This window comes from uncultured Jannaschia sp., assembly GCF_947494025.1.
Lineage (GTDB): Bacteria > Pseudomonadota > Alphaproteobacteria > Rhodobacterales > Rhodobacteraceae > Jannaschia.
This window is the reverse complement of the sequence record NZ_CANLTQ010000007.1, coordinates 36,808-49,872: the sequence shown is the minus strand read 5'-3', so window position 1 is coordinate 49,872 and position 13,065 is coordinate 36,808. Positions and strand designations below refer to the sequence as shown.

Sequence of the window (13,065 nt, the reverse complement as noted above, 5' to 3'; positions counted from 1 at the left end):
GGCCCTCCGCGGCGGTCCCCGTGGGGACGATCGGGGGTTGCCCGGCGTCCCGCCGGGCGGATCCAACCGCGCGGGACTGCGGATCCGGTCTCAGCCCTTGTCTTCAAGCCCGTGCGCCTTCATCAGCCGCGCCTGCGCGAAGAAGAACGCGAACATCGCCAGCGGCAGGCCGAAGGTCTTGAAGTTCACCCACGTCTCCGTCGACATCCCGCGCCAGATCACCTCGTTGGCGACGGCGAGGCCCACGAAGAACCAGGCCATCCGCCGCGTCAGGATCATCCAACCCGCATGGTCGAGCGGCAGCGCCTCCGACAGCACCATCGCCAGATAGCTGCGCCCGCGCCAGACGCCGAAGAACAGCACCGCCGCGAAGAGCGCGTAGATCAGCGTGGGCTTCATCTTGAAGAACCGCTCGTCGTTGAGCCAGACCGACAGCCCGCCGAACACCGTCACGAGGACCGCCGTGACGAGCTGCATCTGGCTCAGCCGGCCCGTGAGCCACCAGAGCGCCGCCGTCGAGGCGAGCACCAGCGGGACGAACAGCGCGGTGATGACGATGAAGCCCTCGTATTCGGTCCCGCCGAACGCGTAGGTCTCGTCCTTCAGGTAAAGGTATCCCAGAAAGAACAGCACGACCGGGCCGAGCTCCAGCGCGGTCTTGACCCATCCGGGCACGGTGCGTTCGGGTCTGTCGGACATGGGGATCTCCTGTCGGGTGCGGCGGGAATAGGGAATGCGCGGGGCGGGGTCCAGCCTGCGCGAACGCGGGCGTCACGCGGACGCGACGGGGACAGCGGGTCGCGCACCCGATGCAAATCTGCGGGGACAGTCGGGAGGTCGGCCGGCCTCGTCGTTCGGCGCGGGCGGCGAGGACCGGGCATGGGGAAAAGCCGGCGTTGGACGGACCTGAACCCGATCCCTCGGATCGATCTCCGGGCGGCCCTCACCCGAACTCCACCACCACGGCGCCGAGAGCGATGAGGCAGATGAGGACCAGACGGCGGGGACCGACGGCTTCACCGAGGAGGAGCCAGCCCAGAAGCGCCGCGAAGACGGTGGAGGTCTCGCGCAGGATTGCCGCTTCGCCCACGTTGTCGAGCCGGGTGGCCAGCATGATCGACCCGAAGGAGCCGAGCGCGACCACGCCGCCCACCGCCCCGAGCCGCACGAGCGGCGGCTCCGGCCATCGCCACTTGCCGCGCACCGCCGCGATCAGGGGGAAGTCCCACGAGGTCAGCATGAAGAACCACGCGAGAAAGGTGAACGGATCGGCCATCGCGCGAATGCCGAAGGCGTTCCACGTCGTGTAGACCGCCACCATCAGCCCCGTCACGACCGCGAGCCAGAGCGCGGGCACCAGCGTCGCGCGGTTCACCGTGATCTTGGCCATGTTGTAGGCCGACAGGCCGAACAGGCCCACGAGGAGGATGCCCACGCCGCCCCACTGGACCGGGGTGAAATGCTCGCCGAAGATCAGGCCCGCTCCCAGCACGGTGAAGAGCGGTCCGGTCCCGCGCACCACCGGATAGACGACCGTGTAGGCCCCCCGCTCGTAGGTCGCGCCCTGCAGGAGCTTGTAGGTCGTCTGGATCGCGATCATCCCGGCAAGCACCCACCACAGCTCCGCCGGTGGCCAGGGCACGACGAACAGCGCGACCGGGGTCGCCATGCAGAAGATCGCGACGTCCATGACCGTGCGCGAGGTCCAGGGATCGTAGGTCCCGCCCTTCTGCAGCGCACCGAAGAGCGCATGAAGGAACGCCGCCGCGAGCGCGAGGAGGAGCGCCGCGTCGTGGCCGGCCGGCGTGCCCTCGATGGCATGGATCCAGTCGCGCATCACCCTGTCCGTGTCGTGCCGGTCGCGCCTCCTCTCTACCTGTCGGGCGGGCTGGGCAAGGGGCCGACAGGCCGCTAAAACCCGGAGGTTTCCCGTCGAACGAGGGCCGCGCGATGCTGGACACATTCCTGTCGGACCTGAACAGCGGCTTCACCGTCGTGCCCTTCGGCGTTTCGGCCGCCCGGCTTCTGCTCGCCGCGATCCTGTGCGGTGCGGTCGGGTTCGAGCGCGAGATGACGCGCCGTCCCGCCGGGCTGCGCACGCATATCCTCGTCGGCGTCGCGGCCTGCATCTTCATCATCATCGGGCAGGAGCTCTCGAGCCTCGACTATGGCCGCGAGACGGAGCTGAGGATCGATCCGCTGCGCCTGATCGAGGCGGTGACCGCCGGCGTGGCGTTCCTCGCGGCCGGGATCATCTTCACCTCGCGCGGCCGTGTCCGCAACATCACCACGGGCGCGTCGCTCTGGCTCGCCGGCGCGATCGGCATGGCCTGCGGCGCGGGACAGGCCGTTCTGGCGATCATGGCGAGCGGGATCGTGATCTTCGTGGTCGTCCTCCTGGGTTGGGTCGAGCGGTGCTTTTCGCCGAAGCATTCCCGTCAGGAGGAGGAGGACCGGGATCGCGAGACCTGAAGTCGGGGGCATCCGATCGGCCGCCCGGCGTCACGTCGGGCGGCCCCTCCGACCGGGCGGAACCTGTCCTATCGGGATCGCGGGCGAAAGCCGGAATCGCGATCCTGCGTCGCCACTCAGGCGTCGAGGCCGACCAGCGCGGCCGCGAACTCCTCGGGGTCGAAGGCGTCGAGGTCGTCGATCTGCTCGCCCACGCCAATCGCGTGGATCGGCAGACCGAACCGGTCGGCGAGCGCGACCAGAACGCCGCCCTTGGCGGTCCCGTCGAGCTTCGTCATCACGAGCCCCGAAACCTGCGCGAGCTTCCGGAACACCTCGACCTGATTGAGCGCGTTCTGCCCCGTCGTCGCGTCGAGCACCAGAAGCGTATTGTGCGGGGCGCTCTCGTCCTTCTTGCGGATCACGCGCACGATCTTGGAAAGTTCCTCCATCAGGTCGGCGCGGTTCTGCAGCCGTCCCGCCGTGTCGATAAGCAGGAGGTCCGCCCCGTCCGCCTCGGCGCGGCCCATCGCGTCGAAGGCGAGCGACGCCGGGTCCGAGCCCTCGGGCGCGGTCATCACCGGCACGCCGGCGCGGTCGCCCCAGACCTGCAGCTGCTCCACGGCGGCGGCGCGGAACGTGTCGCCCGCGGCGATCACGACGGACTTTCCGGCGGCGCGGAACTGCGAGGCGAGCTTGCCGATCGTCGTGGTCTTGCCGGAGCCGTTGACGCCCACGACGAGCACCACCTGCGGCCGCTTCGGAAAAAGCGGCATCGGGGTGGCGACCGGCTCCATCACGCGGGCGATCTCCGTGGCCAGCAGGCGCTTGATCTCCTCGGTGGAGACCCGTCGGCCCATCCGCCCCTCGGCAAGGTTCGCGGTCACCCGCAGGGCCGTGTCCACGCCCATGTCGGCGGCGATCAGAAGCTCCTCGAGCTGTTCGAGCATCTCGTCATCGAGCACGCGGCGCGGCGCGACGGGCGCGGTCCGGCCCATGAGACGGTCGAGGAGGCCGCGCTTCGCCGGAGCGCCGGGGGCCGGCTCGGCCTCGGGCTCGGATGTCGCGGGCGGGACCGGGGCGCCGGGGCTCGGCAGCGGCGCGATGTCGAGCGCCGGAGCGACGGGCACCGGACGCGGCGCGGCCTGCGGCTCGGGTTCCCGCGCAGCGGCTTCGGGCCCGGACGCGGCCTCGGGATCGGGCGCCTCCGTTTCGGCACCCTCCTCCACGATCGCGTCCAGGCCCTCTTCCAGCTTGGACGATGACCGGGTGAGACGATCCTTGAGCTTCTTGAAGAACGACATTCAGGCCCCCTTTTCCCGTTTCACCTAATATGCCCGGCGGCATGGCGAAAGACCGTGAGGCCCCGGCTGTCCGGCGCGGGGCTCGCACCCCCGGAGGCTTTCGTTGCCACCCTCGACACCTGTTTCGGCTCCACGCCCGGCGCGAATCGGACCGATTCGCCCATCGCGAAGGCCAACGAGAGGTTAACGGCGGAGCAGCGTTCGCTGAATTGTCCCGCGTTTTCCGCGTTTACCGCGAATAAACTAATCCATGATACTCCTGTTAGGAACTTCTTAACCATTGGGGCTCAAATTGGGCGACGTAGACTTAGGCCCGTGCGCCAAGGTTTGCTCCGTGCAGTGCTCCCGCTGCCGACCTTTCTCCCTCGGGGTCAGGCGGCGGGACACTCTCACAACCCCCACCCCTTCCCTACCCGGACACCGGCCCTCACCGGTGCTCCGCGGGGGAAGGCGGTTTCCACGCGTCGGGACCGGCCGGGGCCGGACGTCCGGCGCGGCGTCATGCCGACCGGCGGACAGGAAAGGCCCGTCCGTGCCCGCCGCCGAACCCGCCCCTTCCCGCGCCGTGCAGCGGAGGCGTCAGCCGTCGAGCGCCTGTTCCGTGCCGTAATTCTCGTGGTCGGGCTCCGATCCGGTGGCGCCCACCTCCTCGGGGAAATGCTTCATCACCAGCCGGATCGGGTTCGGCGCCGCCTGCCCCAGACCGCAGATCGAGGCGTCGACCATGGCCTGCGCGACGTCCTCGAGCAGCGCGGCGTCCCAGCGGTCGGCCTGCATCAACTTCACCGCCTTTTCGCAGCCGACGCGGCAGGGCGTGCATTGCCCGCAGCTCTCCGCCTCGAAGAAGCGCAGCATGTTGAGCGCGGCATCGCGCGCACGGTCCCGGTCCGACAGGACGACCACCGCCGCCGAGCCGATGAAGGAGCCGTGCGGCTGCAGCGTGTCGAAATCGAGCGGCACGTCGTCGAGCGTGGCGGGCAGAAGGCCCGAGGAAGGCCCGCCCGGCTGATAGGCCTTGAACTCGTGACCCTCGGCCATGCCGCCCGCCGCCGCGATCACGTCGCGGATGGTAGAGCCCGCGGGCAGGACGTGCACGCCCGGATCGGCGACGCGGCCCGAGACGGAGTAGCTTCGCAAGCCCTTCCGCCCGTTCCGCTCGTGCGCGGAAAGAACCTCCGGCCCCTCGCGGCAGATCCGCGCGATCCAGTGGCAGGTCTCGACGTTGTGCACGAGCGTGGGTCGCCCGAAAACGCCGTGCTGCGCGACGTAGGGCGGGCGGTGTCGCGGAAGGCCGCGCTTGCCCTCGATCGACTCGATCATCGCCGATTCCTCGCCGCAGATATAGGCGCCCGCGCCGCGGCGAAGGTCGACGAAGCCCGGCGCGACCATCCCCGCCGCCTCCAGCGCGGCGATCTCCGTGTGCAGGATCCGCAGAACGGCCGGGTATTCGTCGCGCATGTAAAGAAAGACCTGTTCCGCCTCCACGGCCCAGGCGGCGATCAGCATGCCCTCGAGGAACAGGTGTGGCGTCCGCTCCAGATACCAACGGTCCTTGAACGTGCCGGGCTCGCCCTCGTCGCCGTTCACGGCCATGTATCGCGGACCCGGATTGGCGCGCACGAAGCCCCACTTCCTGCCGGAGGGGAAGCCCGCGCCGCCAAGGCCGCGCAACCCGCTTTCTCCGATTTTCGCCTGGACCGCCTCCCAGTCGCCCTCCCGGCGGAGCCGGGTCAGCGTGTCGTAGCCGCCGGCCGCGTGGTAGGCGTCGAATCCCTCGTAACCGGATACGACCGGATGGAAGTCGCCGGCCGCGATCACCTCCCGCGCCGCCTCCGGCGTGGCATGGTCGACGTGGCGGTGGCCGATCTCCAGCACCGGCGCGGTGTCGCAACGGCCCATGCAGGGCGCCCGCAGGACGCGCACCTCCGCCGGATCGTGGCCGGCTTCCAGCGCGGCGATCAGCGCCTCCGAACCCGCGAGCTCGCAGGACAGCGAGTCGCAAACGCGGATGGTGAGCGCGGGCGGAACCGGATCGTCCTCCCGTCGCGGATCGAAATGGGCGTAGAAGGTCGCGACCTCCCAGACCTCCGCCATCGACAGGCGCATTTCCTCGGCCAGCGCCCGCAGGTGGGCTGCGCTCTGATGGCCGTATTCGTCCTGGATAAGGTGCAGGAACTCGATCAGCAGGTCGCGCCGGCGCGGACGGTCGCCCAGAAGCGCCAGCACCTCGTCCAGTGCCGTGTCGTCGTATTGCCGTCCTTTCGGCGTGGCGCGCCCCCGGCCGCGGCCGGACTTCCAGACACCCTTCTGCTTGTCGTCCAGCATCGCTCGCCCTTCCCCTGGTTCGACGCGGCCCCGGAGCGGGCCGGTCCGGCGGCGGCGCGCGTTCGCGACCCCGCAATGGCTTATTGCGATGCCCGCGCGCGCCGATGCAAGACGGACGCGACTAAGGTCTGTGGATGGCCCGGGCGGTTACCATGTCGCGGCGGGCGGGATGGACAGCCGCGACGGAAGCGGAAAGACTCGCCCCGAAGAAGGAAACCAGCCATGCGTCCGATCCCCGTCCTCTGCCTGTTTCTCCTCTGCGCGACCGCCATGCCGGCCCTCGCCCAGCGCGTCGTCTCCGCCGACGAATTCGCGCGGATGGTGACGGGCAAGACCCTGCGCTTCGATCGCGACGGGTCGGCCTTCGGCGCGGAGCAGTATTTCGAGGACAAGCGCGTGATCTGGGCGTTCGAGAGCGGCCAGTGCCAGCGCGGCATCTGGTTCGCGAACCGGGCGGGCGAGATCTGCTTCGTCTACGACACCAGTCCGGAACCGCAATGCTGGTCCTTTCTCGAAGGGACCGACGGGCGGTTTCGCGCGAGGCTGGCGGACGATCCCGCCGCTTCCGACCTCGTCACCCGGGAGATCGGGAGCGAGCCGCTCGACTGTCCGCTGCCGGATCTCGGGGTCTGAAAGGGCCGCAAGGGCGCCGCCCTCGGGTCTGCGGCCCTCACCCGGGATATTTCGGACGCAAAGACGTCAAAAGAGCGAGCCCTGATCGGGCGGCTTGGGTTTGTCCCTGCCGCGCGGCGGAACGGTGCCGGTGATCGCCTCCACCCGTGCCCCGCCGGCGAACTGGATCTGCACCTGGCCGGCCCGGCGTGCCTCCGGGGCATCGGTCACGACCGAACCGGCCGCCCAGACAACCGCGAAGCCGCGTTCCAGCGTGCGCTCGTAGCCAAGCGAGAGACGCAGCCGTTCGAGCCCGGCCAATCGCTCCTCCGCCCGACCCGCGATTCCCCGGATCAGCGGGCGAAGGCGGGCGGCGGCGTTGTCGGCCCGGCAGCCTTCCGCGACGAGACGGCGGCGGAGCGGCTCGGGCGAAAGGCGGGCGGCCTGCCGGGCGAGGTCCTGCGCCGCCCGGGTCCGCGCCCGAGGCAGGGCCGCGTCAAGGCGCTGCACGAGTTGTTCGAGCCGCCGCCGCTCGGTCGCCGTCCGGGCGGCGAGCGCGCCGGGCGTGATGCGTCCCTCCAGCCGGGACAGCGCGACCCGCGCGCGCGCCGTCCGCCCCCGGAGTGCCGTGGGCAGGCGGTCGGAGGCGAGGTCGAGCCGCTGCCGTGCGCCCGAGAGCAGCGTCTCGCGCCGCGGCATGGCGCGGGACAAGTCGCGCCAGCGCTGCCGCCTTGCCTCCACGCCGGCACGGGCGCAGCGCGCCTGTCGTGCGCCCAGATCGGCCACCGTCGCCAAAAGGTCAAGCCGGACGGGCACGGCGATCTCGGCGGCCGCCGTGGGCGTCGGCGCGCGTCGGTCGGCCGCGTGGTCGATCAGCGTCGTGTCGGTTTCGTGCCCCACAGCGGAAATCAGTGGAATCGCGCTCCCGGCGGCGGCGCGGACCACGACCTCCTCGTTGAAGCCCCACAGATCCTCGATGGAGCCGCCGCCGCGCGCGACGATGATGAGGTCCGGCCGCGGGATCGGCCCGCCGGGGGCGAGCGCGTTGAAGCCGCGGATCGCCGCCGCCACCTCCGGCGCGCAGGCGCGGCCCTGCACCGCCACGGGCCAGATCAGCACATGGCGCGGGAACCGCTCCCTCAAGCGATGCAGGATGTCGCGGATCACCGCCCCCTGCGGCGAGGTGACGACCCCGATCACATTCGGCAGCCGCGGCAGGTCGCGCTTGCGCGACGCGTCGAACAGACCCTCCGCCGCCAGCGCCAGACGCCGCTTCTCCAGCATCGCCATCAGCGCGCCGGCGCCCGCCACTTCCATCGCGTCGACGTTGAGGTTGTATTTCGACTGCGCCCCGAAGCCCGACAGCCGGCCGGTGACGATCACCTCCATCCCCTCCTCGGGCTCGACGGAGAGCTGCGCGATCTGGCCCTTCCATGTCGTGCAGGCCAGCACGTTCCGGTCGTCCTTGATGTCGTAGTAGAGATGGCCCGAGCGGGCGCGGAAGATGCGCCCGATCTCGCCGCGCACGCGGATGCGGCCGAACGCGTCCTCCAGCGTCCGTTTCACCGCGCCCGAGATCTCGGAGACGGTGTATTCGGCCTCGTTCCGGCGGGGTTGCGGCTCGGGGCCGTCGATCAGATCGTCCATGCCCCGCTCCTACCGCGCGGGCCTGCCGCGGGCCAGCCTTGTCCGGGTCCGCCCGGCCCCCTACACCGCCGGCGACACGACAGGAGGCGGCGGCCATGAACATTCTCATCCTCGGCTCCGGCGGACGGGAGCACGCGCTGGCCTGGGCGGTGCTGCAGAACCCGAAATGCGACCGTCTGGTCGTGGCGCCGGGCAATGCCGGCATCGCGGAGCTCGCGGAATGCGCAGCGCTCGACATCCTCGACGGCGCGGCGGTGGCGGAATGGGCCTGCGAGGAAAGCATCGACTTCGTGATCGTGGGGCCCGAGGCACCGCTCGTCCTGGGCGTGGCCGACACGCTCCGCGACGCCGGGCTGACGGTCCTGGGACCGTCCGTCGCCGCGGCCCGGCTCGAGGCGTCGAAGGCCTTCACCAAGGAGATCTGCGCGGCCGTGGGCGCGCCGACCGCCGCCCATGCGCGATTCGACGACCCCGACGCCGCCCGGGCCTACGTGGCCGACCATCCGCTCCCGGTCGTGGTGAAGGCCGACGGGCTCGCCGCCGGCAAGGGCGTCACCGTGGCGGAAACGCGGGAGGCGGCGGAGGCGGCGCTCGCCGACATCTTCGACGGCGCGCATGGGACGGCAGAGGTGGTGATCGAGGCGTTCCTCCAGGGCGAGGAAGCGTCGTTCTTCTGCCTCGTCGATGGCGAGGATGTCCTGTCCCTCGGCTCGGCGCAGGACCACAAGCGCGTCGGCGAGGGCGATACCGGGCCGAACACGGGCGGGATGGGCGCCTATTCCCCCGCCCCCGTGATGACGCCGGAGGTCGAGCGCCGGGCCCTCGACGAGATCGTGCGGCCGACCATGGCGGAGATGGCGCGGCGCGGCACGCCGATGCGGGGCGTCCTGTTCGTCGGCCTGATGATCGCGGAGGGCCGGCCGAGCCTCGTGGAATACAACGTCCGCTTCGGCGACCCGGAATGCCAGTGCCTGATGATGCGGCTGGGCGGACAGGCGCTCGACCTGATGCTGGCCTGCGCGGAAGGACGGCTGGGCGAGGCACGCGTCCGCTGGGCCGACGATCACGCGCTCTGCGTCGTGATGGCGGCGGAGGGCTATCCGGGGCCCTACGCGAAGGGCGGCGCGATCGGCGGGCTCGACGCGGTGGCGCCCGACGATGGGACCACGGTGTTCCATGCCGGCACGGCGATGCAGGACGGACGACTCGTCGCGACGGGCGGCCGGGTGCTGGGCGTCACCGCGCGGGGCGAGACGCTTCGGACGGCGCGGGATCGGGCCTATGCCGCGGTGGACCGGATCGATTGGGTGGACGGGTTCTGCCGGCGGGATATCGGGTGGCGCGCGCTGTGAGTCGCCGCCGCGCCCGCTGGCACGCGCCGGCGCTCCTGATCGCGCGCCTTCTGATCGCCGCTCTCTTCGCGGGGGGCGCTGTGCAGAAGGCGCTCGACCCCGGGTCGGTCGAGGGCCTCCTCGCGGGGCGAAACCTGCCCGTCTGGCTCGTCTGGGTGGCGCTGGCCTACGGCGCCGCGTCGGCGCTTTGCCTCGTCGCGGGGCGCTTCGTCACGCCGGTGGCGTTGTCGCTCGCGGCCTATTGCGGCGTCACCAGCCTGTTCCACTTCCTTCCCGACGATCCGTGGCAGATGACCATCTTCGTCAAGAACTGGGCCATCGCGGGCGGCTGCCTCGCGCTCGCGGTGGCGTGGGACGTGGCGGGGCGACGTCGGTGAGGCGTCAGATCTGCTTCGCGGGCATCTGCACCACTAGCCCGTCGAGCGCTTCCGTCACCTTGAGCTGGCAGGTCAGGCGCGAGCGTTCGGGATCGGGCTCGAAGGCGAAGTCGAGCATGTCCTCCTCCATCGGATCTACGGGGGGCAGCTTTTCGGCCCAGTCCTTCGCGACGTAGACGTGGCAGGTGGAGCAGGCGCAGGCGCCGCCGCAATCGGCCTCGATGCCGGGGATGCCGTTGTCGCGGGCGCCTTCCATCACGGTAAGGCCAACGGGGACGTCCACGACATGCTCTTTGCCGCCGTGCTCGATATAGGTGATCTTGGGCATGGAAACTCCTGGACCGGTTCGGGCATGGGTTAGCCGCCGGGTGACCGGCGTGCAACAGAGGGCGGACGCACGGTTTCCCGGCCTCCGCCTCTTGGCTAGGAGTGCTGGATGCGGCCCCGCGCGGCCCCCTCCCGAAACCCGGTGCCATGCCCCTGCCGATCCCATCCTCTGCCCCTCCATCGCCGATACGGACACGCCCCCGCGCGTCCGGCCCGGTCGGGTGCGACACGACGACACGACGGGCCCGTCGGCGGGACGGGGCGTGAGCGCGGCGCCCCCCTCCGGCCGCCTGATCGCGGTGGACTGGCTGCGGTCGCTGGCGATCGTCGCGATGGCGGCGTTTCACTTCGGACGCGATTTCGAGGTGCTGGGCCTCGTGCCGCCGGGGACGACCTTCGGCGAGCTTTGGAACCTTTCGGCGCGTGCCATCGCCTCGACCTTCGTGTTCCTCGCGGGGTTCTCGCTCTGGCTCGCGCACGGGCGGGCGTTTCGCCGCCGCTCCTACCTCGTGCGGCTGGCACAGGTGGCGGGCGCGGCGGCGGCGATCTCGCTCGCGACACGGATCGCCGTACCAGAGGCCTGGGTGCGGTTCGGCATCCTCCATTCCATCGCGCTGTCAAGCGTGCTGGCCCTGCCGTTTCTGCGGGTGCCGGCCTGGGGCACGGCGCTGGCCGCCTTGCTGGTGCTCTTCGCCCTGCCGTCGCTGCGCGGTCCGGCCTTCGACGGGACGTTCTGGCTCTGGAGCGGGCTCGGAACCGGCGTGCCGCCGATGATGGATTACGAGCCGATGGTGCCGTGGCTCGCGCCGTTCCTCGCCGGGCTCGCCTTCGGGCAGGCGGGCGGGGTGGCGCTGTTCCGATGGGGCCCGGCGCGGCCCGGGCGGGTGGCGCGGGCGCTGGCCTGGCCGGGGCGGCACGCGCTTCCGATCTACCTCGTCCACCAGCCGGCGCTGATCGCCGTGATCGTCGCCGGCGCCTGGCTCTGGCAACGGATGTGAAAACGGGCGCCCGCGGGGCGCCCGTTCCCGTGTCGTCACCACGTCAGAAGACGCGGATCATTCATCCTCGAGCGGGATCGCGACAAAGCGCGCGTCGGCGCCCCGGCGGACGAGCAGCAGGAAAGTCTTCTGCCCGGCGTCCCGCGCCTCCTCGATCCGGTCCTCGAACTCGCTGACGGTCGTGACGTCGACCTGCCCGGCCTGCTCGATCAGGTCGCCGGCGGCGATCCCCTTCTCGAAGGCGGCGCTGTCCTCCGCGACGTCGGTCACGACGATTCCCTGTGCGTCCTCGCCGAGGCCCAGCTCGGCACGGACCTCGTCGGTCAGGGCGGAGACCGTCAGACCCAGAGTCGTCGTCTCCGCGGGATCGTCCGGATTCATGGACGCCGGAACGGCGCGCTCCGCCTCCTCGCGACGGCCAAGCGTCACAAGCAACGTTTGCGTCTCGCCGTCACGGAAGACGGTGACGCGGACGGCCTTGTCGACCGGCGCGTTGCCGACGGTGCGGACGAGCTGGCGGGTGGAGTCGATTTCCGTGCCGTCGAAGGACACGATCACGTCGCGCGCCTCGATGCCGGCATCCTTGGCCGGGCCGTCCGGCACGTCGGTGACGAGGGCGCCGCGCGCCGTCTCGAGCCCGAGCGCGTCGGCCAGCTCCTCGTCGACGTCCTGGATGCGCACGCCGAGCCAGCCGCGACGGGTCTCGCCGTATTCCTGCAGCTGCTCGATCACGCGGGTCACGACGTTCGAGGACATGGCGAAACCGATGCCGATGGAACCGCCGGTGGGCGACAGGATCGCGGTGTTCACCCCGATGACCTCGCCGTTCATGTTGAAGAGCGGGCCGCCGGAATTGCCGCGGTTGATGGCCGCGTCGGTCTGGATGTAGTCGTCGTAGGCGCCCTGCAGCTCACGTTCGCGGGCGGAGACGATGCCGGCGGAGACGGAAAAGCCCTGCCCCAGCGGGTTGCCCATCGCCATGACCCAGTCGCCGGTCCGCATCGCGTCGCTGTCGCCGAAGGGAACGAACTCCATCGGCTCCGGCGTCTCGACCTTGAGGAGCGCGATGTCGGTGTTCGGGTCGGTGCCGATCAGCTCGGCGTCGAGCTCCTCGCCCGAGTAGAACTCGATCGTGATCTCGTCGGCGTTCTCGATGACGTGGTTGTTGGTGACGATGTAGCCGTCCTCGGAGATCACGAAGCCGGACCCGAGGGCGCTGCCGCGACGCGACCGCGGCGGGACCGGCGGCTCGAGCCCGTCGGGGCGGCGGTTGCGGAACTCCTCGAAGAAGTCCTCGAGCGGGTTGCCCGAGTTCGGTCCGCTCTCGGCGGAGGCGATCGTGGTGTTCGTGGTGATGTTGACCACGGATTCGGAGACCTGATCCACGAGGTCGGCGAAGGTGTCGGGCCGTGTCTGCGCCGTGGCGGCCAGCGGGGTCGCGACAATGAGCGCGACGCCGAGGACGGCGGCCTGCAGGGCGCGGAACGCGTCGCCGACGGGCCGCGGAATGGTGATGTCGGTCGTCAAGATGATCCTCCTGAGATACCAGTTCGCGGCGCCGGCGCCGCCTGTTCGGTGCTCGCCATGTTCATATCACACCGGTCGGGTTCAACGCACGAAGCTTCACATGGGTGTGACGCTCGCGCATCGTGGCCGGGGCACAAGACGCGAA

12 protein-coding genes are annotated in these 13,065 nt (G+C 70.6%); 5 read left to right on the top strand and 7 right to left on the bottom strand.

The features are described from left to right. Positions 1-90 precede the first annotated feature (90 nt). On the bottom strand, positions 91-699 hold the full coding sequence (locus tag Q1B08_RS11280) for an inner membrane-spanning protein YciB (protein ID WP_299818470.1): 609 nt from the start codon (positions 697-699) through the stop codon (positions 91-93). A gap of 244 nt (positions 700-943) precedes the next feature. After that, positions 944-1,837, bottom strand: a complete 894-nt coding sequence (locus tag Q1B08_RS11275; RefSeq protein ID WP_299818467.1) for an EamA family transporter — start codon at positions 1,835-1,837, stop codon at positions 944-946. Between the two features lie 113 nt (positions 1,838-1,950). Here Q1B08_RS11275 and Q1B08_RS11270 point away from each other — a divergent pair, with 113 nt between their 5' ends. Continuing rightward, positions 1,951-2,472, top strand: coding sequence for an MgtC/SapB family protein (locus Q1B08_RS11270; protein WP_299818464.1), 522 nt, complete (start codon positions 1,951-1,953; stop codon positions 2,470-2,472). Between the two features lie 116 nt (positions 2,473-2,588). Here Q1B08_RS11270 and ftsY read toward each other — a convergent pair whose 3' ends face one another. Both ftsY and Q1B08_RS11260 read right to left on the bottom strand, forming a co-directional pair. Beyond that, positions 2,589-3,755, bottom strand: coding sequence for a signal recognition particle-docking protein FtsY (ftsY, locus tag Q1B08_RS11265; protein WP_299818461.1), 1,167 nt, complete (start codon positions 3,753-3,755; stop codon positions 2,589-2,591). Between the two features lie 579 nt (positions 3,756-4,334). Beyond that, positions 4,335-6,080, bottom strand: coding sequence for an NAD(P)H-dependent oxidoreductase subunit E (locus Q1B08_RS11260; protein WP_299818457.1), 1,746 nt, complete (start codon positions 6,078-6,080; stop codon positions 4,335-4,337). 222 nt (positions 6,081-6,302) lie between these two features. On the opposite strand from Q1B08_RS11260, the gene Q1B08_RS11255 reads away from it, so the two are divergent. Then, entirely contained in the window at positions 6,303-6,713 is a 411-nt protein-coding gene (locus tag Q1B08_RS11255; protein ID WP_299818454.1) for a hypothetical protein, read from the top strand. A 66-nt stretch (positions 6,714-6,779) separates the two neighbouring features. Here the strand turns inward: Q1B08_RS11255 and xseA are convergent, their stop codons facing one another. Then, on the bottom strand, positions 6,780-8,339 hold the full coding sequence (gene xseA / locus Q1B08_RS11250; RefSeq protein ID WP_299818451.1) for an exodeoxyribonuclease VII large subunit: 1,560 nt from the start codon (positions 8,337-8,339) through the stop codon (positions 6,780-6,782). Between the two features lie 95 nt (positions 8,340-8,434). Between xseA and purD the strand changes: the two genes are divergently transcribed. Both purD and Q1B08_RS11240 read left to right on the top strand, forming a co-directional pair. Beyond that, on the top strand, positions 8,435-9,691 hold the full coding sequence (purD, locus tag Q1B08_RS11245; RefSeq protein WP_299818448.1) for a phosphoribosylamine--glycine ligase: 1,257 nt from the start codon (positions 8,435-8,437) through the stop codon (positions 9,689-9,691). Beyond that, a complete protein-coding gene (locus tag Q1B08_RS11240) occupies positions 9,688-10,068 on the top strand; it encodes a DoxX family protein (protein WP_299818446.1) in 381 nt (126 codons plus the stop codon). The genes purD and Q1B08_RS11240 overlap by 4 nt, the downstream gene beginning before the upstream one ends. Positions 10,069-10,072: 4 nt before the next feature. On the opposite strand, the gene Q1B08_RS11235 is transcribed toward Q1B08_RS11240, so the two are convergent. Continuing rightward, positions 10,073-10,396 (bottom strand): 2Fe-2S iron-sulfur cluster-binding protein, encoded by a 324-nt coding sequence (locus tag Q1B08_RS11235; protein ID WP_299818443.1) that lies wholly within the window; start codon positions 10,394-10,396, stop codon positions 10,073-10,075. 262 nt (positions 10,397-10,658) lie between these two features. Here Q1B08_RS11235 and Q1B08_RS11230 point away from each other — a divergent pair, with 262 nt between their 5' ends. Beyond that, positions 10,659-11,393, top strand: a complete 735-nt coding sequence (locus Q1B08_RS11230; protein ID WP_299818440.1) for a heparan-alpha-glucosaminide N-acetyltransferase — start codon at positions 10,659-10,661, stop codon at positions 11,391-11,393. A gap of 57 nt (positions 11,394-11,450) precedes the next feature. Here Q1B08_RS11230 and Q1B08_RS11225 read toward each other — a convergent pair whose 3' ends face one another. Further along, positions 11,451-12,920 (bottom strand): Do family serine endopeptidase, encoded by a 1,470-nt coding sequence (locus tag Q1B08_RS11225; RefSeq protein WP_299818437.1) that lies wholly within the window; start codon positions 12,918-12,920, stop codon positions 11,451-11,453. Between the last annotated feature and the right edge of the window lie 145 nt (positions 12,921-13,065).

Coding starts and splice junctions, on each gene's coding strand:
- Q1B08_RS11280 (WP_299818470.1), bottom strand. CDS start 699: ATGTCCGACAGACCCGAACGCACCGTGCCCGGATGGGTCAAGACCGCG.
- Q1B08_RS11275 (WP_299818467.1), bottom strand. CDS start 1,837: ATGCGCGACTGGATCCATGCCATCGAGGGCACGCCGGCCGGCCACGAC.
- Q1B08_RS11270 (WP_299818464.1), top strand. CDS start 1,951: ATGCTGGACACATTCCTGTCGGACCTGAACAGCGGCTTCACCGTCGTG.
- ftsY (WP_299818461.1), bottom strand. CDS start 3,755: ATGTCGTTCTTCAAGAAGCTCAAGGATCGTCTCACCCGGTCATCGTCC.
- Q1B08_RS11260 (WP_299818457.1), bottom strand. CDS start 6,080: ATGCTGGACGACAAGCAGAAGGGTGTCTGGAAGTCCGGCCGCGGCCGG.
- Q1B08_RS11255 (WP_299818454.1), top strand. CDS start 6,303: ATGCGTCCGATCCCCGTCCTCTGCCTGTTTCTCCTCTGCGCGACCGCC.
- xseA (WP_299818451.1), bottom strand. CDS start 8,339: ATGGACGATCTGATCGACGGCCCCGAGCCGCAACCCCGCCGGAACGAG.
- purD (WP_299818448.1), top strand. CDS start 8,435: ATGAACATTCTCATCCTCGGCTCCGGCGGACGGGAGCACGCGCTGGCC.
- Q1B08_RS11235 (WP_299818443.1), bottom strand. CDS start 10,396: ATGCCCAAGATCACCTATATCGAGCACGGCGGCAAAGAGCATGTCGTG.